This window comes from Devosia sp. FJ2-5-3, from assembly GCF_029201545.1.
Classification (GTDB): Bacteria; Pseudomonadota; Alphaproteobacteria; order Rhizobiales; family Devosiaceae; genus Devosia.
Genome location: NZ_CP104007.1, coordinates 3,380,346 through 3,398,962 on the forward strand (window position 1 = coordinate 3,380,346; position 18,617 = coordinate 3,398,962).

An 18,617-nucleotide genomic window follows, 5' to 3' on the forward strand; every position below is an offset into this window, starting at 1 on the left:
TCCTTCATGTTGCGGACCGCACAGGGCGCGCTCCGCGGAGAGTGTATAAGTCCGGCCGCTTAGTGCGCCTTGGAGGAGTCGATCTGCGGCAGGGTCGAGAACTGGTGGAACGGCGGAGGCGAGCTCAGCGTCCATTCCAGGGTCGTCGCACCGTCGCCCCACGGATTGTCGCCGGCCGGGCGCTTCTTACGGCTGGCTTCCCAGGTGGCGTAGAAGAAGATGATCATTGCCACGAAGGTCACGTAGTAGCCGATGGAAGAAACACGGTTCCACAGGGTGAAGGCATCCGGGTAGTCGATATAGCGACGCGGCATGCCGGCGAGGCCGAGGAAGTGCTGCGGGAAGAAGATCAGGTTCACGCCGACGAACATGGTCCAGAAGTGCAGCTTGCCCAGGAACTCGGAGTACATGTAGCCGAACATCTTGGGGTACCAGTAGTACCAGCCAGCAAAGATCGAGAACACGGCACCAAGCGAGAGCACGTAGTGGAAGTGCGCGACCACATAATAGGTGTCGTGCAGCATGCGGTCTGCACCAGCATTGGCCAGCACCACACCCGTCACACCGCCAACGGTGAACAGGAAGATGAAGCCGATAGCCCAGAGCATCGGAGTGCGGAAGGTGATCGAGCCACCCCACATCGTGGCAATCCACGAGAAGATCTTCACGCCTGTCGGCACGGCGATAACCATGGTCGCTGCAGCGAAGTAGCGCTGAACGTCGAGGCTGAGGCCCGTGGTGTACATGTGGTGGGCCCACACGACGAACCCGACGAAGCCGATGGCAACCATGGCGTAGGCCATGGCCATGTAACCGAAGACCGGCTTGCGGCTGAACGTTGCCACGATGTGGCTGACGATGCCGAAGCCCGGCAGGATCATGATGTACACTTCGGGGTGACCGAAGAACCAGAACAGGTGCTGGTAGAGGATCGGGTCGCCGCCACCTTCTGGGGAGAAGAAGCTCGTGCCGAAGTTACGGTCGGTCAGCAGCATGGTGATCGCGCCAGCCAGAACTGGCAAGGCGAGCAGCAGCAGGAAACCGGTGACGAGGACGGACCATGCGAACAGCGGCATCTTGTGGATGGTCATGCCAGGCGCGCGCATGTTGAGGATGGTGGTGATCAAATTGATCGCGCCGAGAATGGAGCTGACGCCTGCAACATGCAGAGCCAGGATCGCGAAATCCAACGCCGGGCCGGGGTGACCGGAGGTCGAGAGCGGCGGATAGACGGTCCAGCCGCCACCGAAGCCGGTGGTGCCCGGAGCGCCTTCGAAGAACAGGCTGAGCAGCAGCAGGATGAACGCCGCCGGCAGCAGCCAGAACGCGATATTGTTGATACGCGGGAACGCAGTATCAGGCGCGCCAACCATGAGCGGGGCAAAATAGTTGGCAAAGCCGCCCATCGTGGCCGGCATGACCATGAAGAACACCATGATCAGCGCGTGTGCCGTGGTGAACACGTTGAACATCTGCTTGCCGGCATCGATGGCTTCGCCGCCGCTGACACCATACACCATGGCCGCCAGGCCGTGGAAAATCTGGATACCGGGCTCCTGGAGCTCCAGGCGCATCACGCCCGACAGAAGGCCGCCAACGATACCCGCCACGATCGCGAACACCAGGTACATGATACCGATGTCTTTGTGGTTGGTCGAAAACAGCCAGCGACGCCAGCCGGTGGGCGTGTGGTGGTCGTGTGCGGCGTGATCATGCCCAGTGGCATGGGCCTCGAGGTGAGCTGTATTGGCCATTAGTTTTTCCCCTGACCCTATGACTTACTGGACCGCCGCCAGTGTCGTGACTGCGCTGGCGTAGTCACGGCTTTCCTGGAAGGCCGTCATGAAAGTTTCGTATTCTTCGGCGGTCACAACGCGAACGGCGATGGGCATGTAAGCATGGTCCTTTCCGCACAGTTCGGAGCACTGGCCATAGAACATGCCGGTCTCGCGCGAATTGAACCAAGTCTCATTGAGACGGCCCGGAACGGCGTCAACCTTGATGCCGAACGACGGCACCGCGAACGCATGGATCACACCCGATGGGCTGGCAGTGATCTGGAGGCGAACGGTGGTGTTCACGGGAACGACGAGTTCGTTGTTCACGGCGAGAAGGCGCGGCTGATTGGGCTTGAGCGCCGCAATTTCCTCGTCGCTGAGGATGTTGCTGTCGAAATAGACACCTTCATCGACATATTCATACGTCCAATACCACTGCTCACCGGAGACCTTGACGGTCAGGGCAGCGGCCGGAACCTCGACATCACCAAACGAGAAGATGTTGGCGCCGAGATATTTACGCTCGCCATCGGGCACGGTCATCTGGTCGGACAGCACGCCGAAGGACGGCACGGCAATGATGATCAGGACAATGATCGGCAGTACGGTCCACACCACTTCGATGAGGGTGTTGTGCGTAAAGCGCGCAGGAACCGGGTTGGCCTTGGCGTTGAAGCGAACCACAACGATCACAAGAAGAACCAGGACCAGCAGGACGATGGCCGAAATGGCCCACATCAGCGGACCGTCATGGAACGCCACAATGGAGTCCATTATCGGCGTAACCGATTCCTGCAAGTGAATCTGGCCCGGCGCTGGATGCCCCTTGCCCACTTCCTGGGCTGCAGCCATCGCTGGCGCCAGCGCCAGTGACGCCGCAAATACGGCTCCCAACTTCCTCATGATCTGACCGGTCACCATAAATCCCCTATCGACTTGTTCTGGCGGCATGCACCGAGAAGGAGAGGGGAACAATAGCGGCATAGCTAACGCCGCCCCGACTCAACCTCGGAGCGCAAAACTCATTCGGAGCTAAACCACATTGAAGTGCGGGAGTCTATTGCGGCGTAAAAGCGCGGCGCTGCGGCAAATTGCTGCCTTCGGGGGGGATTGCCTCATGCACGCCGTACTCATCGGGACAAAATAGAGTAGGCTGGGCTTGGTTGACAGGCCTAAAGCTCTGACTGAAACAAAACAATGCGCCTGAAGCGTGCCCGATTCGGCAGGAGAAATGACAGAGTGATGGACATTGCTAAGCGGCTGGCTGGTGTTGGCGCGATTCTCACAGTTTTGATGACCGCATCTCCCGCCCTGGCTCAGGGCACGGTTCGAGCGGAATATGGCGACTGGCAGATGAGTTGCGACACCCCGCCCGGTGCGAGCTTCGAGCAGTGTGCGATCATCCAGAATGTCCTGGCCGAGGATCAGCCCAATGTGGGTCTTTCGGTGATCGTCCTGCGCACGGCAGACCGCGAGGCGCGCCTCCTGCGCGTGCTGGCGCCGCTCGGCGTCCTGTTGCCCAATGGGCTGGGCCTCAATGTGGATGGCACGGATATGGGCCGCGTCGCCTTCGTGCGCTGCCTGCCCAATGGCTGCATTGCCGAGGTCGAGCTCGACGATGACCTCATCAAGGTCCTCTCCGACGGCACTGACGCTATTTTCGTGGTGTTCAAGACCCCAGAAGAAGGCGTCGGCATTCCGGTTTCCCTGGACGGTTTTTCCGAGGGCTTTGCCGCCCTGCCCTGAGGGAGTATCGACCTTGACCGAGGAACGCCGCAAAACCTTGAGACGCCGCACCCTCAAGGGCGGCAAAATCGTCATCAACAGCGGCTATTCCACCTTTGACTGTTCGGTTCGGAACCTGTCCGACGAGGGCGCTAAACTCATCGTCGCCGGCATCATCGGCATTCCCGACCATTTCGACCTGGCGATGGATGACGGGCGGCGGTTCAGCTGCGCAGTCATCTGGCGCACCGAGGTGGAAATCGGCGTCAAGTTCCTGAGCCTGCCCTCATAAAAAAACCGGGCAAGTGCACTGCACTGCCCGGCAAGTCGTCAGGAAACAGACCGAAGGCAAATTCGGCCTGGGAGATGGAACGAGCACTACGTGTCCGAACCAACAGAATGGCGGTGACCGGAATTGTCCACCGCAAAGGGTAATTTCAGCTCCGCGCCGATCGCGCCCGGGCCGCGTTGAGCACCATGCCCGCGCTGCGCCCCTTTTCAGCCCTCATCGCCTCAAGAATGTCAGACCGGGTGACACCGAGATCGCGCAGCCGCGCACTATCGAGTTCGAGCAGGCTTGAGAGGGCTTTGCGCTGACGACGGCGAGCGATCTGCCTCGCCAAAAAGGCGACCAGCGTGCGAACAGGGTTTGCGGGCGTTGCGGCCGCAAGTGACCGCTCGCCGGGAAGCGAGAGAGCCATTTCAGATCTCCAAAAGAGCGGCAGGGACGACCGGCGCACCTGGGCCATAGCGCGTGCCTGCGTTGATGGAAAATGGATATCGCGCTGGACATCCATTCGTCCAACAAATAGATTTCATCTCGCCAATCAATCCGCGTGATGAGGCCGAAATGACTGCCCCGCTCGATCTCGACCAATTGCAGAGCTTTTGCGCAATTGCCGACTGTGGAAGCTTTACCGAGGCTGCGCGCCGCGTGAACAAGACGCAGTCCGCTGTCTCCATGCAGATCAAGCGGCTGGAAGAGCGGCTTGGCCAAATCCTGCTTCTGCGCGACGGACGCAGCGTTTCCCTGACTCATCATGGAGAAGTGCTCTACGAGCGCGCCCGCAAAATGCTGCGCACCAATGCCGAGATCCTCGATCATTTCTCCGAGGGGGACCTTGCCGGGTCGATCCGGTTTGGCGTGCCCGACGATTATGCCGTGCGTTTGCTACCGGTGATCCTGTCGAGCTTCCAGCGCACACACCCAAAGATTGCCGTGGATGTCTCCTGCATGGCCTCGGAACTGCTGCTGGAGGGCATGCGGGCCGGACGCTACGACCTGATCGTCTTCACCCAGGGCACGGGGCACAATTTCGGCGAACTGTTCCGCACCGAAAAGATGTTCTGGGTGTCGAGCCATGGCGGTCGTGCGCTCGCCAGCGAACCGCTGGCCATTGCCTGCGGGCCCAATTGCTGCATCTGGCGCAAGGACGCCCTCGAGGCCCTGGAGCGGACCGGCAAGGACTACCGCGTCGCCTACACGTCTTCGAACGCCACGGCCATCTCCTCGGCCGTGCTGTCCGATCTGGCCGTCGGGTTCCTGCCGGAAAGCGCTCTCCAACCCGGCATGCGGGTTGTTTCGGAGGAACATGGTTTGCCCACGCTCGGGGACGCACAGATCGCCCTGATGCGCTCCAGCCACGCCTATGGAGGTATCTACGACGCCCTGGCCAATCACATCGTGCAGTCGATGGGCAATCTCGAGCAGATGGACACCGCCGTGGCGGCAGAGTGATCATTCCGTTCTCTGTCCGCACTTGACCGAAGGCGGCAATTCGACCACCAACGAGCCATGGCCGATATCCTTTCCAATGCTGCCGAGTTCACAGTTTCCGAGATTGCCCAGGCGGTAAAGCGCACCGTCGAGGACGAGTTCGGCCATGTGCGGGTGCGCGGTGAAATCTCGGGTTATCGCGGACAGCATTCGTCGGGCCATGCCTACTTCACCCTTAAGGACGACGCCGCCTCCATCGACGCGGTGATCTGGAAGGGAAGCTTCGGGCGGCTGACCTTCAAACCCGAAGAAGGGCTTGAAGTCATCGCCACCGGGCGACTGACCACCTTCCCGCGATCGTCCAAATACCAGATCGTCATCGACAATATCGAGCCTGCCGGCGCCGGTGCGCTCATGGCTCTCCTCGAAGAGCGGCGCAAAAAGCTGCTCGCCGAGGGACTGTTCGCGCGTGAACGCAAGCGCCCCCTGCCCTATCTGCCTCGCGTGATCGGGGTGATCACCTCGCCGACCGGCGCGGTGATCCGCGATATTCTCCATCGCCTCGCCGATCGTTTCCCGAGTCATGTGCTGGTCTGGCCGGTACGCGTGCAGGGTGAAGGCTGTGCGCCGGAAGTGGTCAACGCGATCGAGGGGTTCAACGCGCTACTGCCCGACGGCGCTATCCCCCGCCCGGACCTCCTGATTGTCGCCCGCGGTGGCGGCTCGATAGAGGATCTTTGGGGGTTCAACGAGGAAGCCGTCGTTCGGGCCGTCGCCGCATCGCAGATTCCGGTCATTTCGGCCGTTGGGCACGAGACCGACACAACGCTGGTCGACTATGCTTCCGACATGCGGGCGCCGACACCGACCGCGGCCGCCGAGGCTGCCGTGCCGGTGCGCGCCGAGCTCATTGCCTATGTGGACGACCAGGGAAACCGTCAGCGGCAGGCCGCCCGCCGGAGCCTTGCGACCCTCCGAGACCGACTTCGCGCCGCAGGTGCGGGTCTGCCTCGCCCTGCCGAACTCGTCGCCACGCAGCGGCAAAGCCTGGACCTGGCGGCGAGCGAGCTTTCAGGGGCATTGCGCCATTTCGTCCAGTCGCGACGGCTGGCGTATTCCCAGCTTGCCAGTGCGGTGCAGCCACGGCTCGTCCGGCAGCGCCACACCGAACTCGGCGACAAGCTGCGCAATTTCCAGCACCGCTCGGATGCGGGCCTGGCCAAGACCATAGAGCGCGCTCGACTGACCTGTGACCCCACAACATTACGGCTTGAGCGCAGCATGGCACACTCGCTCGAAGGCAAACGAACGGCGCTCGGACGGCTATCGCCGCGGCTTTCCACCCAGCCCCTCAAGGCGGAACTACGCCATGCCCAGGGGCAGCTTGCACCCGTGGCCGCGCGCCTTGCGAAGGGGGCCATCTCAATTATTCCCGAGCGCCGCCATGGTCTCGAACAGACGGGAAAGCTGCTCGCTAGCCTGGGCTATCGGAACGTGCTCGCGCGTGGCTATGTGCTGGTTCATGACGAAAAGGGCGGACTGATCACGGAAAAATCGGCGCTGCAGCCTGGCGATCTACTGCAGCTGACTTTTGCCGATGGCGATATCGGGGCGTCAGTTGCCGGCGCCCCTCCCGCCAAGCGCAAGGCATCCCGTTCACCATCGGACGACGGGTCGCAGGAAAGCCTCTTTTGATCGGGGCCATTGCGCCTTATATCGGTCCCTGAAGACAAGGAGCCAGGCGATGAACATCTTCGACAAGGGTTTTGCGCCGGCCGAGGCAACGCTGCGCTATCTCGATGGCGACTATGTGGTGCTCAAGCCCGGCAGCTTCGTGCGCTGCGCCATATCCGGAAGGCCAATACCTCTCGATGAGCTGACCTATTGGAGCGTCGACCGGCAGGAAGCCTATGCCGATGCCGCAACCGCGCACACCGCGTTCGAGCGCTTCGGCCGGGGCAAATAAGAGTGTCGGGGACGGCGGCGCGTCGACGCTACCTCGTCATTTCCAATGGTCACGGTGAGGATGCAATCGCCGCAGCGCTGGTGAGGCGCCTGGCCGACGAAGCGAGCGTCGAGGCCTACCCCATGATCGGCGGCGGCAAGGCCTATGACGGGGTTTGCGCCATTGTCGGCCCCCGCGCGACGCTCGCCTCGGAAGGCTGGCGCAACGTCAAGGGCTCGCTGCGGCGGGACATCGTCAATGGCGGCATCATGACCGTGCCACCTGCCCTCAAATTTCTCCGCTCGATCCGGAGCCGATATGACCGGATCATCGTCGTCGGTGACATGGTCGGCGTGCTGGCGTGCCTCGCGACAGGCAATCGCGATCTCTTCTACATCGATGTCTATAAGACTGGGGCCGCGCGACTCTATTCGGCCCTCGAGGCCTGGGCGATTTCCAGGAGTTGCTCAACCGTGTTCTGTCGCGCCCAGTCGCTCGCCCAATTGCTTGTCGACCGCGGCGTCGATGCGCGATGTGCCGGCAATCTCATGATGGACGCGGTTCCGCGTGGTGAATACGACGCCGGGGCACGACGTCAGATGCCGCTCGGGGTCACGCTTCTGCCCGGCAGCCGCGCCCTGACCGGGGAGAGCTTCGCCCTCCAGATCGGTGCGCTCCGCACGCTGCCACCGCTCCAACGCCCGGATGTTTTCGTTGCCGTTGCGGGGAGCGTCAATGTCGATGAACTGGCACGCATTTCCGGGCTGCGCCGCACCAGCATGCTCAGCGGTGAATCGGCAGATCTTGGTCAATTGAGCGATGGCGACCTGACGGTCCACATGGCCCGTGGCGTTGCGATGGGCAATCTGATCGAGGCCTCGGACCTCGTTCTCAGTCAGGCCGGCACCGCCACGGTGCAATCCCTGGGGATGGGACGGCCGGTCATTACCTTCGTCAATTCCCGCGATCGCCGCTCGCGCTTTGCCGACGAGCAAAATCTCTTTGGCGAGGCAAGGACGGTCGTGGAGGCAAGCGTGTCAGAAGTCGCCTCGACGTTGCAGAAACTGCTTGAAGACGCCCCGGAGCGCTCCCGGCGGGCGCAGATTGGCCGGGAACGCATTGGCGGGCCAGGAGCGATGGAGGCAATCCTGGCCGCGCTGCGGGAGCGGAACTAAGGCGCCGCGGCTTTTGCGCCCCAGACTCAGGCGCCCGCTACTGCCGGGTCGAGAAGGCGATGCAGGTGGACGATGAAATAACGCGTCTGGGCGCTATCCACGGTCATCTGGGCCTTTTGCTTCCAGGCGACATAGGCGGAAGCGTAATTGGGATAGATTCCGACGATATCGACCTTGTCGAGATCGGTGAACGTCACACCATCCAGGCTCGAAAGCTCGCCACCGATCACAAGGTGCAGAAGTTGTTTTTCGTTTTCAGCCATCGGTCATGTCCGGTCTATTAGGGGGTAGAGGGTTCGCTGCTTTCATCGATCACGGCCGGGCAGCCGTAGACTTTGATAAGCGCCGCATGAACTAGGGGTTTTAGGCTCATGTCGGCCAGCGCCGCAAGCGCCCCATGACGCACATCTCGTCTGTTAAATTGTGGGAACCCGACGCAGACGTCGGCGAAATCGAGACCGGATTCCCGAAGAATGAGGGCCGCGGCGGCAATATCCCAATCCTGGCTGCCGCGCCGCGCGACGGCGGCGTCGAGCTTGCCGGTGGCAACCTGCACCAGCCGATAGGCGAGCGAAGGATAGGCGGGGCCGCGCGTATAAAGGAGCCCGGCGGCCTGCATTTCCTGGTGAACGGCACCCGGCGCGGGAATCAGGGGTGCGGCACCGGCACGGCGATGGCGCAGGAGCGGCTCGCCATTGAGCCAGGCGCCGCCATCCTTGGCAGCGCAATAAAGCTCGTCGCGGGCGGGGGCGTAGACGACGCCGGCCACGGGTTCGCCGTGTTCGACCACGGCGATACAGACCGTCCAGCAATCTTCGCCACGCAGAAAAGCACGTGTCCCATCAATGGGATCGACGACAAAGACACGCTCGCAATCGAGACGGCTGGGATTGTCCGCGGTCTCTTCGCTAAGCCAGCCATAGGTCGGGCGTGCGCCGAGCAGGCTCGCCGCGAGATAGCGATCGACCACGATATCGGCCTCGCTGACCGGGGACGCATTGTCCTTGGTCCAGCTTTTGACATCCTTGCGGAAATAACCGCTCGCGATGATGCCCGCCGCGACAGCGCTGGCGCGGAGCAATTCGAGATCGTCTTCTATGGGGGGCATGGCGGCCGGCATGGCGGGGCTTTTAGGCCTCGGCGGCCGATTGGACAAGGGTTTCCTCCCGATCCCCCCATCTTGTGCGGGCATGGCCCCGGCCCCCGCCGCGGATCAGGGTAAACAGGGTGCAACCGGGTTGTGTTAATTGCTCCCTACCGGGTGCAACACCCTGCTAACCACCTCAAAAAACAACATAAACTTAACCCATCCCATTAAGACGGCTGGTAAGGGGACGCGCTAAATTGAGCCACATAAACGGAGCGACATAACAGCTCTCGAAGTTACAGGAAGGCATCAAAAATGGTTCATGGCGTTGCGATGGAAGGAGCGTCTGTCGTTCTGGCGTTCCGTAAGCCGTCCCTGGCTGAGCGCCGGTTTGTAGCGGCGAACGACAACGGTCCGCGCGATCCGGTCAAGACCGTTACGGTGCGCAAGCAGCTCGATCAGAGTGGCGTGGCCGTCAAAATCAAGGTTCCGGTGACAGAATTCATCGGCGTGGCGGTGGCCACCAAAATTTCCGAGGACGGCGTCCTCACCAGCCTCATCGAACTCGTCCATCCCGATTCCGAGTTGAATTACAAGGTGTTCGAGGAAGAGGGCAATCACAGCGTCGTCGCCGAATGGCAGAACTGGGGCAAAAAGCTCCGCCTGCCGCTGTTCATCAAGGCCGGCGATGGGGCCTATATGCCCTATAGCCAGCAGGTCGATGGCATCATGCTCGGCGAAGTCGCACACCGGCGCAAGCTGGCCGCAGAAGCGGCGCGGCGCCCACGTTTCCTCAACCGGCGCAAGCCGGGCCAGGCCGAAACGAACTAATACCTGCCTCCAAAGCATGCTTTGAAAGGGTCAACCGGTGGTGCGGTTGGCCCTTTAGCATTTTGGGGGCATTCGTTAGCAGACTGCTAGCATTTCCTCGCCCTCAATGCTGATAGCGGCGCCAACGCGCCACCGCTACCAGACCCACTCGGCCATAAGCGCGAGGGTGAGGGCAATGCCCACATAATGGTTGCTGTCAAAGCGCGGTTTTGGATTGAGCGGATCGGTGGGATCGAGCGTCCACACCTGCCAGGCCATCACCCCTGCCCCGACGAGGGAGAGGATGGCGAAGATGACACCGGCACCCGCCAGAATCGCAGCAGCGAGCCAGAGCACGAAGGCGCCGACATAGAGCGTCGCCACTGCCGGCTTCACATTGTCACCGAAGAGGCGGGCCGTGGATTTCACGCCGACCAGGGCGTCATCCTCGATGTCCTGGAGGGCATAGATGGTGTCGTAGCCGATGACCCACAAAATGGTGCCGATATACAAAAGCACCGGCGGCCAGCCCAGCGTGCCGGTTTCGGCGGTCCAGCCGACCAGCGCGCCATAGGAGAAGGCGAGCCCGAGGAAAAGCTGCGGCCACCAGGTGATGCGCTTCATGAACGGGTAGATGGCAACCAGCACGAGCGAGAAGACGCCGGCCCAAACGGTGAACCGATTGAACTGGAAGAGAATGACAGCGCCCAAAAGCGCCTGGATGATAAGAAAGACCAGCGCCTGCGCGGCCGTGACCTGACCGGAGGGAATCGGGCGCGACCGGGTTCGGGCGACCTGCATGTCGATATCGCGATCGACGATGTCGTTAAAAGTGCAGCCGGCGCCGCGCATGAGGATGGCACCGGCCAGCATGAGTACGGCGTGCCACCAGCCAAACCCCTGTTCGGGAAAGGCCATTGCGGCCAGAGCGATGCCCCAGGCGCAGGGCCAGAACAACAGCCAGAAGCCGATGGGGCGATCCCACCTGGCCATGCGCCCATAGGGCTTGAGCCAGTCGGGCGCAAAGCTATCGAGCCAATTGCCCTTCTGGGCATCGGCGACGGTTCCGGGCTGGGGAGGAATGTCGGTCATTGGGCCACGACTCTCACGGTTCTTGCAGGGTCAGGTGAGGTCTACTGCAATTGCCCCGCGCAGAGGAGAGGTTTTGGGGAAAGGGCTGTCGAACACCTAGCTGGTTGAGCGAAGGTCAAAGGCGGAACGCTCCATGCAGAAAGCAATTTCGCCATCAAATTCGAATCCGGCGGGACGAAATCCAGCACGTTCATAAAGGCGAATGGCGGCCGCGTTGTCGGGTTTAACGCCCAGCATAATGCGCGGACAGCCCGTATCTACAAAGATCTGGCGCGCCAAGAGGTCCAGCGCCTGTGCGCCGTATCCGCGCCCCTGGTAGCGCTGGTCGATCATGAAGCGATAGATCCACTCATTGCCGTCATCACTGTCCAGTGCTGCCATGGCAAAGCCAACTGGCACTCCACCGGCAGCGATGATCATCGGACGGCAGGAGGGATTTTGCGCAGCCTCCGCAAGCGAATCTGCGTTCGTGGCGATAAAGCGCTGCTGTTCCGGCCCAGGGACGAGCCCAATGGCAGCGTCGTAATCTTCCGCTGTAACGGCGTGAATGCTGACCTCAGTCAATCGCCCCTCCATGAACCTGGGCATGAACTTATCGGCCCCTATTTAGCTTAGGAAGTAAGGCGCAAGGCTGGTCGGATAGTGAGGTTCAGAGGCAGATCTGCGATGCACCTTACCCAAAACCTGCCACGCACAGTCAAGCTCCAGCGCGAAATCACGGTGAGGTCATATTGGGTACGGACGCAGGAGGCCGGGCGGGTCGTAAAGCGCCAACTCCTCGTCCGTGGGAGGCTCGAATAACTCTGACCATCTAAGCAGGTCATTCCGTGAGATTTCGAAGGTATCGGCTGGACGCGCGGCGTTCCGGTGGGCGACCCTGGCCCAAAGCTGCTCGAACGGGACATCAAGGAAACAGAGGACGACCCGTGCACCGGCGGCGCGGGCTTCTTCTCGGCAGACATCTCGTTCTGCCCGTGACCACACTCCCCAATCGACGACGACGCTACAGTCAAGGCGAAGGACCTGCAGCGCGATCTGCCATTGCAACTGCTCCACTCGGCCCCGGCAGGGCCCAAGTTCAGCTTCTGGTGTGGAAAGTCCTGGGTAGAGCCTATGCATCCAGTCGTCGCCGGTCAGACGGAGGGCGGATAGCTGGTGCTCGATCGTTTTGGCGAGGGAGGTCTTGCCGGAGCCGGGCAGACCGCAGGTCAGGTAAAGTGTGGGCATCGGAAATCTCTGATCAGGGTATGGCAGAATGATCCGTCCCCGCATTTCTGCGTGACGGCACTTCGCTCAATGCCGCATATCGCGGCTGATCAGATGTCTGTTGCCATGCCTCACCTTGGGGCGGCATCACTCTGGGGTCAAGACGGCAGGTATGGGTCGTTTCCAACGAAAAGCGGACTGTCCGTTACCCACCCAAAGTGGAAGGGCGCGGATTGGCCACGAGAGCAGACCGTCGGAGCTCGACCCCATTGTGGCCGTTCAGATTTTGGCAACAAGTGTCTAAAAGCTGTCCTCAGTTCCAGCCGCGGGCGTTACTCCACGGCTGAAATAAAGTTTTCTATTCTGCCGCTTTGGGCAGCAAAACCTCGTTGAGGTGCTGGATCCAATCCTTGGTGTGGACGATCCGGTGCTCGGCCAGCTGATGCCGGATGATCTGAGCCTTTGTCAGTTTTGACAGCTCTTCCCAGTCTTTACCGAGCACATAAAGTGCATTTCCGTAGTGTACGCTTTCTAAGACCACGATACCGCAATCCTCAAAGATATATGCCACGTAGTCGCTAAAGCCACCAAGGCCACGCCAGGTCACCGATGGCTTGTGTGCAAGGATAACGTCTTGGCGCTGTAGCACTGCTTTCGCAACCGAGGGTGCTTTTCCAGCGAACACCTTTTTGATGTGCGCTTCAATGCGATCCCAAGGATGTTCGCCGGGCGGCAGCATCACCCAGTTTGCCCGCAACTCAGCTGGCGGAGTCAACCGAGCGAGATCATGCAGGACAATCTCGCAACCCTGAAAAAGCTCGAGCATCATGTTGATGACGTGCTTATTTATCTCTGCATCCGCCGGTAGGAATGTCAGCTCTTGCGAAACGACCAACCGTTGACCTTCGTGCTCCACATACGTCAATTCGACAGACGGCGGCTCGATCAGATCGCGAGGATAAGCCCATCGATGAATGTAGATCGTGTCTTCGACCTCTTCCGTCTCATCGCGGCCGCGCCATTCTTTACGCACCCATGACCGGCTCCCGACGAAGCGAAGTTCTTTGGGCAAGTCGCGGCGGACAAGCCATTTTCCCTCAGCGTTGTAGCGGGTGGTGCGGCCAACAGCGGCAGGCAATGCGGTGGCGCCGGGGGGCACCGGTAGTTCAAAGCCCGTTCTTTCCAGCAGATGGTCATCGACCTCGCTGATGACCTTGAAGGTGCTGCCGGGAGGCAGGACGTTTAGATAACGGTCCAGGTTTCGGATCTGCGTTCGGCTAATACGCATCTGTTAGCGTAGCTCCAAAGCGTCTTGTCGATTGGCCCCGGCCCGCGCTACACCCAAGCTGTTCAGGAGAGGGTGTGGCGCTTTTCGTTCGACGAGACGCGTACCGAATCGCCGGGGAGTGACTGCGACATGCTGTCACTCCCCTAAATCTCATTTTGTTCTAATGCGTCGCAAGTCAGAGGCGGTGGTTTTCCACGGTCTAGCTGGTGCTTCGACCATTCAATCGTGCATAGATACTTCAAGTCGACGTTGCGGTCCGGATATTGGCAGTAGGTTTGGGCAGTTGTTTCGTCGTTCTGTTTGAACGCAGCCTGATTGCAGACCGCTGCCTGCTTTTCCTACCCGCAAACCAAAAGCTGCCAGTCCGCAAGCCACCCCAAAGTGGAACGGCCGGGTTTGGCAACGAGAGCAGACCGTCGGCGCTCGACCCCATCTCGGTCATTTGATCGAGGGTTTCACTGAACGCTGCGCAGTTCAAGCGATTGGTGGTTTGGCATGCCGAGCATAGATCAGCAGGGTGTGGACGTTATGAGAAACCAGAAAAACAATCGCGGACGCAAAATAGAGCCAAGAGGCCGTTCGGCGTCCCGCTCCCTCACCTCTTGATCCGACAAGGCCGATGCCGAGCAGCCAGATGAGCGGCACATAAGCCGGAGCGGCAAAGCCGATGAAAGAGGTGCTCCAACTGGTGTCCGGCAAGACGATGAGTGTCCACCATGCCAGTCCATACAGGACCAGGCCGAGACTATAGGCCGCGAACCCCCACCGCTGCCGGGAGGTGACTGCCGAAAAAGGCATGATCACAGTGAGCCCGATTAACAGAATACGCGACAGGTTTTCGGTCCACGAAATCCACATGGGGATGTCCTGCCAAAACGTTTCGGCCTGAAACACTGGCGGCAGGTCTCCGCCCAGCAAACCGCTTATCGCCATGGGTGGCAGCATGAGCCAGAAGCAATTTGCCAGGTAGGCGGGCTTGAAACCTGGATGATCCAAACGGCGGATTGCAGCTACTCCGTCTTGCCTAAATCCCATGGTGCAGCCCGGATCGCACGCCCGACGCGCGATTGAGCCAGGCTACCCCTATGACGCCGACTTTCGTGTGCGGCTGTGCGTCGTTAGTGGTCAGCAATCAGGCGCGTCGCGAGCTTATATACCTGTTGGACGCCATGCTGAGTCAAATCCCAGCTCTCTACCTCCAGGCGAACAAGATGAGCGTGCTTCTTGCTGATATCCCGCAACGCGTTGCCCACCGACTTGCGCAGGTAATCACTTTCTTCCGCCCGAAGCGCAGAGAGAAGCTCGATAGCGACACCAGGGTTGTCCCGAAAGTAAGGTCGGGCCGTCCATATTCTTAGTCCTTCGGTCACGGCGCGGCGTGTGTTGGGCAGGGCGGAAGACAGCCAGTCCTTGATTATCGGCAGCGCCGCCTCATATCCGGTATCGCTGCAAAACTGGTCAAACGCTTTGGCGAGTATCTCCTGAACACGCCAGTCGTCGTCCTGACTTACGCGCTGTTTCAAAATGAGCAGCGCGTCCGGATCCGCTGCTGCCAAGTGTCCCAATATGAAAGTGGCCACACATCTGGCTTGATGAACTTCCGAGCAGAGAAGCTCCAGCGCAATCTGCTTCGATTGCGCATTGCCCACGGACGAAATCACTTCAGTCGCCGCAAGCTTCAAATCACTGAAGCCGTGCTCCGTCTTTCTTGATCTTTCGACGATGTCTTCGGTGATACCCATCAGGCCTCACGTTTTGGCGCTAACGATGACAGATTTTGATGGGCCATCCTAAATCACTCACAGCGTCTTTGCCGTCTGTTGTTTGCTGAAAGTGACCGCTTGCCGCCCCGAAACCGCCTGAGGGGAGTTTGCAGATGTCATTGGGATCATATCTCTCGCCGGTTTCGGGCGTGCCAGGACAGCGTTCTGCCTAGGCCAGACCCTCTGCCCTCAGCGTCTTTTTTACGGCTGGCCGCGCCGCGATCCGCTCGGCATAGGCGGTCAGCCTGTGTGGAAGATCGAAGCCAGAATCGCGCGCCCAGCGAACCATGACGAAACAGAGCGCGTCGGCGGTGGCGAAGGCGTCGCCGAACAAATAGTCGCCGTCCAGCCGTTCGGCGATCAGCGCCAGCCGGTCCGCGATCGCCTGTCGCGCCGCCTGTTTCTCGGCGTCTGCCGGCGAGAACATCGAGCGCATGAAGGGCCGGTGGATTTCCGTGGCAAGGAAGGCCAGCATCTCGACGTTGCGAGACCGCCCGAGCCGGCCTTTTGGTGCAAGGTGCGGCGCCTCTCCCGCGATCCAATCCATGATCGCCACATTCTCGGTCAGCATTTCGCCGTCGTCGAACACCAGAGCCGGCACGTAGCCTTTCGGATTGATGGCGGTGAAATCGTCCCCGTGCTCGGTGCGCCACGTTGGCAGATCGACCCGGATCGTCTCGACGTCGAAGCCGGCTTCGGTCAGTGCAATGTGGTCGGCGAGACTGCATGCCCCTGGCGTGAGATAGAGCTTCATGCCGAAAGATACCTTTCGAGACTGTCCAGCGTTTCACCCCAGCCCTCGGCATGGCCATCACGCGAGGCTTCGGAGAGAAAGAAGGCCTGGTGGAAGGTCAGTTGCGTCCGGCCATCGCCAAGATCCTTGAGGGCGATGGTGACGACCGTCTCGTGTTGTCCGTTGCCCGCCTCATCCTGCCAGGCATGGGTGAAGACGATGCGATCATGCGGCGTCACCTCCCTATAGGTGCCAGCCACCCAATGATCCGTGCCGTCCGGCGCGCGCAGGCAGGACCGGTAGGAGCCGCCGGTCCGGACGTCGCTCTGGGAATAGGGCACGGTGAAATCCTTGGGAAAGAACCAGTTTGCCATATGCTTCTCCTGGGTCCAGCAGTCGAAGACGAGTTCCTTCGGCGCATCGAAGACGCGCTTGATCGTCAGTTCCGGCCGGGTCTCCGCCTTGTTCGGTGCGTTCATCGCTGGGTGTCCTTGTTCTGGATTTCGGTGAGGTAGGCGTCGAGACTGTCGAGATTTGCGTCCCAGAACTGGCGGTAGCTCTCCAGCCAGGTTGAGAGATCGCGTAGCGGCTCGGGCTTCAGCCTGCGCGGGCGGAACTGCGCCTCGCGTCCCTTTTCCACCAGTCCGGCACGCTCCAACACCTTCAGGTGCTTGGAGACAGCGGGGAAACTCATGTCAAACGGCTCGGCCAGTTGCGACACCGTGGCTTCCCCCCGCGAGAGACGGGCAAGAATTGCGCGCCGCGTCGGATCGGCAAGCGCCGACAGGGTCAGACTGAGGGGATCGGTTGTCATTGCGCACGGAACCATTTGGTTATGTAACTTTATGGTTTAATACGATGGGGGAGGATTGGTCGTCAAGTCCGGCACGGGCGTGATGGGAAGGACGTGTCTGGGAGTGTCAAGCATGGAAGGTGGACTTCGGCATGGCCGCGGGGAGAGCCCCCCTCCCCGGCCCTCCCCTCAAGGGGGAGGGTGCGGTTCGGTGGGTGTGGAAGTCTTGGTGTCGAAACCGGGGGGCGCCGGACGTCGCGTAGGGTAATGGGGGGATGAGATATGAGCGACGAAACCGAAATTGTGACCTTGCTCGAGAATTGGGCCGAGGCCGTGCGGGCGCGGAATATGGAGCGGATCCTGGCCCATCACGACGCCGACATGCTGATGTTTGACGTGCCGGAGCCGCTGTTCAGCCGGGGGATGGACGAATACCGGGCGACGTGGGACCTGTTTTTTCAGTATTCGCCCGGTGGTCCGCGATCCTTCGACCTCCGGGATATTGCTGTCACCGCAGACGGATCCGTGGCCTTCGCCACCGCCTTCATCCACATTTTCGACAATCCGCTGCGCCTGACGGTCGGGCTGCGCAAGGAGGCGGGCCAGTGGCTCATCGTGCATGAGCACCATAGCTATGCGATGAAATCGGACGGATAGGATTGAGGATTGGGTTGGCCGGTTGGAGGCTACACCTTGGCGCCAAGACGCAGTAGAGAATGGGCAAATGCTGCGTGAGAGTGCCAAGACAGATGCCGAGATCCCATTCCAGCCTGCCGCGCCTCTATGTGAGCCATGATCTGTCGCAAGGGGCGGCGATCGCGCTCGACAAGGAGCAGTCGCTCTACCTCGCGGCGGTGCTGCGCAAGGCGGTGGGGGACGAGGTGGTGCTGTTCAACGGGCGGGAGGGCGCCTGGCTCTGCCGGCTGACGATCGATTCGAAGAAGGCGGTGGTGCTAGAAGGGGTCGAGCAGATCGGCGCCCAGACGCCGGTATCGGAGCTCTGGTATGGTTTTGCACCGCTGAAATCGGAGCGGCTCGACTACGTGATCCAGAAGGCGGTGGAGATGGGGGCCGGCATCATTCAGCCGGTGATGACCCAATATACCCAAATCAATCGCCTCAAGACCGAACGATTGGCCGCCAATGCCATCGAGGCGGCAGAGCAATGCGAAGTGCTCAGCGTGCCCGAGATCGCGGCCGAAATCAGTCTGGACCGGCTTCTGGCCGAGTGGACAGACGTGCATGGCACGCGAAAACTGGTGTTTGCCGATGAGAGCGCGGCTTCAGCTTCGCCGCTCGACACCTTGAAGGACTTGCGGGGCGAAAAGATCGGATTGCTGGTGGGGCCGGAAGGTGGATTTTCACCGCAGGAGCGGGAAAAGCTGCACGGGCTCGACTTCGTGGTGCCCATCAGCCTGGGGCCGCGCATCCTGCGGGCGGACACGGCGGCGGTCGCCGCAATGGCGGTAATTCAAGCGACCATCGGCGATTGGCGATAAAAGGCG

23 protein-coding genes are annotated in these 18,617 nt (G+C 60.8%); 9 read left to right on the forward strand and 14 right to left on the reverse strand.

Annotated features, from left to right (window positions below; genetic code table 11):
- Positions 1 to 59: 59 nt before the first annotated feature.
- Together ctaD and coxB are read right to left on the reverse strand one after the other, a co-directional pair.
- Entirely contained in the window at positions 60 to 1,754 is a 1,695-nt protein-coding gene (gene ctaD, locus N0P34_RS16275) for a cytochrome c oxidase subunit I (protein WP_275604271.1), read from the reverse strand.
- A 24-nt stretch (positions 1,755 to 1,778) separates the two neighbouring features.
- On the reverse strand, positions 1,779 to 2,699 hold the full coding sequence (gene coxB, locus N0P34_RS16280; RefSeq protein ID WP_275604272.1) for a cytochrome c oxidase subunit II: 921 nt from the start codon (positions 2,697 to 2,699) through the stop codon (positions 1,779 to 1,781).
- Between the two features lie 372 nt (positions 2,700 to 3,071).
- On the opposite strand from coxB, the gene N0P34_RS16285 reads away from it, so the two are divergent.
- Both N0P34_RS16285 and N0P34_RS16290 read left to right on the forward strand, forming a co-directional pair.
- Positions 3,072 to 3,524, forward strand: a complete 453-nt coding sequence (locus N0P34_RS16285; protein WP_275607006.1) for an invasion associated locus B family protein — start codon at positions 3,072 to 3,074, stop codon at positions 3,522 to 3,524.
- Between the two features lie 13 nt (positions 3,525 to 3,537).
- The gene (locus tag N0P34_RS16290) at positions 3,538 to 3,795 is read left to right on the forward strand and encodes a PilZ domain-containing protein (RefSeq protein WP_275604273.1); all 258 of its coding nucleotides are present in this window, start codon (positions 3,538 to 3,540) and stop codon (positions 3,793 to 3,795) included.
- A gap of 145 nt (positions 3,796 to 3,940) precedes the next feature.
- Here N0P34_RS16290 and N0P34_RS16295 read toward each other — a convergent pair whose 3' ends face one another.
- Positions 3,941 to 4,204: a hypothetical protein gene (locus N0P34_RS16295; protein ID WP_275604274.1), complete on the reverse strand. Its 264-nt coding sequence runs from the start codon at positions 4,202 to 4,204 to the stop codon at positions 3,941 to 3,943.
- Between the two features lie 149 nt (positions 4,205 to 4,353).
- Between N0P34_RS16295 and N0P34_RS16300 the strand changes: the two genes are divergently transcribed.
- From N0P34_RS16300 to N0P34_RS16315, 4 genes are read left to right on the forward strand one after another with little or no spacing between them, the layout of a single operon-like run.
- On the forward strand, positions 4,354 to 5,241 hold the full coding sequence (locus N0P34_RS16300) for a LysR family transcriptional regulator (RefSeq protein WP_275604275.1): 888 nt from the start codon (positions 4,354 to 4,356) through the stop codon (positions 5,239 to 5,241).
- Positions 5,242 to 5,298: 57 nt separating this feature from the next.
- Positions 5,299 to 6,915 (forward strand): exodeoxyribonuclease VII large subunit, encoded by a 1,617-nt coding sequence (gene xseA, locus N0P34_RS16305; RefSeq protein WP_275604276.1) that lies wholly within the window; start codon positions 5,299 to 5,301, stop codon positions 6,913 to 6,915.
- Positions 6,916 to 6,964: 49 nt separating this feature from the next.
- Complete coding sequence (locus tag N0P34_RS16310; RefSeq protein ID WP_275604277.1) at positions 6,965 to 7,186, forward strand: DUF2093 domain-containing protein; 222 nt, start codon at positions 6,965 to 6,967, stop codon at positions 7,184 to 7,186.
- Positions 7,187 to 7,188: 2 nt separating this feature from the next.
- Positions 7,189 to 8,340, forward strand: a complete 1,152-nt coding sequence (locus tag N0P34_RS16315; protein WP_275604278.1) for a hypothetical protein — start codon at positions 7,189 to 7,191, stop codon at positions 8,338 to 8,340.
- A 26-nt stretch (positions 8,341 to 8,366) separates the two neighbouring features.
- Here N0P34_RS16315 and N0P34_RS16320 read toward each other — a convergent pair whose 3' ends face one another.
- Both N0P34_RS16320 and N0P34_RS16325 read right to left on the reverse strand, forming a co-directional pair.
- Positions 8,367 to 8,603, reverse strand: coding sequence for a DUF4170 domain-containing protein (locus N0P34_RS16320; RefSeq protein ID WP_275604279.1), 237 nt, complete (start codon positions 8,601 to 8,603; stop codon positions 8,367 to 8,369).
- A 17-nt stretch (positions 8,604 to 8,620) separates the two neighbouring features.
- Positions 8,621 to 9,448, reverse strand: coding sequence for a 3'(2'),5'-bisphosphate nucleotidase CysQ (locus N0P34_RS16325; RefSeq protein WP_275604280.1), 828 nt, complete (start codon positions 9,446 to 9,448; stop codon positions 8,621 to 8,623).
- A gap of 294 nt (positions 9,449 to 9,742) precedes the next feature.
- Between N0P34_RS16325 and N0P34_RS16330 the strand changes: the two genes are divergently transcribed.
- Positions 9,743 to 10,258, forward strand: coding sequence for a DUF6101 family protein (locus tag N0P34_RS16330; protein ID WP_275604281.1), 516 nt, complete (start codon positions 9,743 to 9,745; stop codon positions 10,256 to 10,258).
- Positions 10,259 to 10,393: 135 nt separating this feature from the next.
- Here the strand turns inward: N0P34_RS16330 and ubiA are convergent, their stop codons facing one another.
- From ubiA to N0P34_RS16375, 9 genes are all read right to left on the reverse strand, one after another.
- Positions 10,394 to 11,329 carry a 4-hydroxybenzoate octaprenyltransferase gene (gene ubiA / locus N0P34_RS16335; RefSeq protein ID WP_275604282.1) on the reverse strand — a complete coding sequence of 312 codons (936 nt, stop codon included), beginning with the start codon at positions 11,327 to 11,329 and terminating at the stop codon, positions 10,394 to 10,396.
- A gap of 96 nt (positions 11,330 to 11,425) precedes the next feature.
- A complete protein-coding gene (locus N0P34_RS16340) occupies positions 11,426 to 11,893 on the reverse strand; it encodes a GNAT family N-acetyltransferase (protein WP_275604283.1) in 468 nt (155 codons plus the stop codon).
- Between the two features lie 162 nt (positions 11,894 to 12,055).
- Positions 12,056 to 12,556 carry an AAA family ATPase gene (locus N0P34_RS16345; protein ID WP_275604284.1) on the reverse strand — a complete coding sequence of 167 codons (501 nt, stop codon included), beginning with the start codon at positions 12,554 to 12,556 and terminating at the stop codon, positions 12,056 to 12,058.
- A 337-nt stretch (positions 12,557 to 12,893) separates the two neighbouring features.
- The gene (locus N0P34_RS16350; protein WP_275604285.1) at positions 12,894 to 13,823 is read right to left on the reverse strand and encodes a hypothetical protein; all 930 of its coding nucleotides are present in this window, start codon (positions 13,821 to 13,823) and stop codon (positions 12,894 to 12,896) included.
- A 474-nt stretch (positions 13,824 to 14,297) separates the two neighbouring features.
- Positions 14,298 to 14,819 (reverse strand): hypothetical protein, encoded by a 522-nt coding sequence (locus N0P34_RS16355; RefSeq protein WP_275604286.1) that lies wholly within the window; start codon positions 14,817 to 14,819, stop codon positions 14,298 to 14,300.
- A 122-nt stretch (positions 14,820 to 14,941) separates the two neighbouring features.
- Positions 14,942 to 15,565, reverse strand: a complete 624-nt coding sequence (locus tag N0P34_RS16360) for a DNA alkylation repair protein (protein ID WP_275604287.1) — start codon at positions 15,563 to 15,565, stop codon at positions 14,942 to 14,944.
- A 190-nt stretch (positions 15,566 to 15,755) separates the two neighbouring features.
- Complete coding sequence (locus tag N0P34_RS16365; RefSeq protein WP_275604288.1) at positions 15,756 to 16,340, reverse strand: glutathione S-transferase N-terminal domain-containing protein; 585 nt, start codon at positions 16,338 to 16,340, stop codon at positions 15,756 to 15,758.
- On the reverse strand, positions 16,337 to 16,798 hold the full coding sequence (locus N0P34_RS16370; RefSeq protein ID WP_275604289.1) for an SRPBCC domain-containing protein: 462 nt from the start codon (positions 16,796 to 16,798) through the stop codon (positions 16,337 to 16,339). Before N0P34_RS16370 ends, N0P34_RS16365 begins: the two co-directional genes overlap by 4 nt.
- Positions 16,795 to 17,133 (reverse strand): metalloregulator ArsR/SmtB family transcription factor, encoded by a 339-nt coding sequence (locus N0P34_RS16375; RefSeq protein ID WP_275604290.1) that lies wholly within the window; start codon positions 17,131 to 17,133, stop codon positions 16,795 to 16,797. Before N0P34_RS16375 ends, N0P34_RS16370 begins: the two co-directional genes overlap by 4 nt.
- A 261-nt stretch (positions 17,134 to 17,394) precedes the next feature.
- Between N0P34_RS16375 and N0P34_RS16380 the strand changes: the two genes are divergently transcribed.
- Positions 17,395 to 17,769: a nuclear transport factor 2 family protein gene (locus tag N0P34_RS16380; RefSeq protein WP_275604291.1), complete on the forward strand. Its 375-nt coding sequence runs from the start codon at positions 17,395 to 17,397 to the stop codon at positions 17,767 to 17,769.
- Positions 17,770 to 17,861: 92 nt separating this feature from the next.
- Positions 17,862 to 18,611, forward strand: coding sequence for a 16S rRNA (uracil(1498)-N(3))-methyltransferase (locus N0P34_RS16385; RefSeq protein WP_275604292.1), 750 nt, complete (start codon positions 17,862 to 17,864; stop codon positions 18,609 to 18,611).
- Positions 18,612 to 18,617 lie beyond the last annotated feature (6 nt).

Bases quoted from the DNA above. Each gene is read 5' to 3' on its own strand.
- ctaD (WP_275604271.1), bottom strand. From the start codon at position 1,754: ATGGCCAATACAGCTCACCTCGAGGCCCATGCCACTGGGCATGATCAC.
- coxB (WP_275604272.1), bottom strand. From the start codon at position 2,699: ATGGTGACCGGTCAGATCATGAGGAAGTTGGGAGCCGTATTTGCGGCG.
- N0P34_RS16285 (WP_275607006.1), top strand. From the start codon at position 3,072: ATGACCGCATCTCCCGCCCTGGCTCAGGGCACGGTTCGAGCGGAATAT.
- N0P34_RS16295 (WP_275604274.1), bottom strand. From the start codon at position 4,204: ATGGCTCTCTCGCTTCCCGGCGAGCGGTCACTTGCGGCCGCAACGCCC.
- N0P34_RS16300 (WP_275604275.1), top strand. From the start codon at position 4,354: ATGACTGCCCCGCTCGATCTCGACCAATTGCAGAGCTTTTGCGCAATT.
- xseA (WP_275604276.1), top strand. From the start codon at position 5,299: ATGGCCGATATCCTTTCCAATGCTGCCGAGTTCACAGTTTCCGAGATT.
- N0P34_RS16310 (WP_275604277.1), top strand. From the start codon at position 6,965: ATGAACATCTTCGACAAGGGTTTTGCGCCGGCCGAGGCAACGCTGCGC.
- N0P34_RS16320 (WP_275604279.1), bottom strand. From the start codon at position 8,603: ATGGCTGAAAACGAAAAACAACTTCTGCACCTTGTGATCGGTGGCGAG.
- N0P34_RS16325 (WP_275604280.1), bottom strand. From the start codon at position 9,448: ATGCCCCCCATAGAAGACGATCTCGAATTGCTCCGCGCCAGCGCTGTC.
- N0P34_RS16330 (WP_275604281.1), top strand. From the start codon at position 9,743: ATGGTTCATGGCGTTGCGATGGAAGGAGCGTCTGTCGTTCTGGCGTTC.
- ubiA (WP_275604282.1), bottom strand. From the start codon at position 11,329: ATGACCGACATTCCTCCCCAGCCCGGAACCGTCGCCGATGCCCAGAAG.
- N0P34_RS16345 (WP_275604284.1), bottom strand. From the start codon at position 12,556: ATGCCCACACTTTACCTGACCTGCGGTCTGCCCGGCTCCGGCAAGACC.
- N0P34_RS16350 (WP_275604285.1), bottom strand. From the start codon at position 13,823: ATGCGTATTAGCCGAACGCAGATCCGAAACCTGGACCGTTATCTAAAC.
- N0P34_RS16360 (WP_275604287.1), bottom strand. From the start codon at position 15,565: ATGGGTATCACCGAAGACATCGTCGAAAGATCAAGAAAGACGGAGCAC.
- N0P34_RS16365 (WP_275604288.1), bottom strand. From the start codon at position 16,340: ATGAAGCTCTATCTCACGCCAGGGGCATGCAGTCTCGCCGACCACATT.
- N0P34_RS16370 (WP_275604289.1), bottom strand. From the start codon at position 16,798: ATGAACGCACCGAACAAGGCGGAGACCCGGCCGGAACTGACGATCAAG.
- N0P34_RS16375 (WP_275604290.1), bottom strand. From the start codon at position 17,133: ATGACAACCGATCCCCTCAGTCTGACCCTGTCGGCGCTTGCCGATCCG.
- N0P34_RS16380 (WP_275604291.1), top strand. From the start codon at position 17,395: ATGAGCGACGAAACCGAAATTGTGACCTTGCTCGAGAATTGGGCCGAG.
- N0P34_RS16385 (WP_275604292.1), top strand. From the start codon at position 17,862: ATGCCGAGATCCCATTCCAGCCTGCCGCGCCTCTATGTGAGCCATGAT.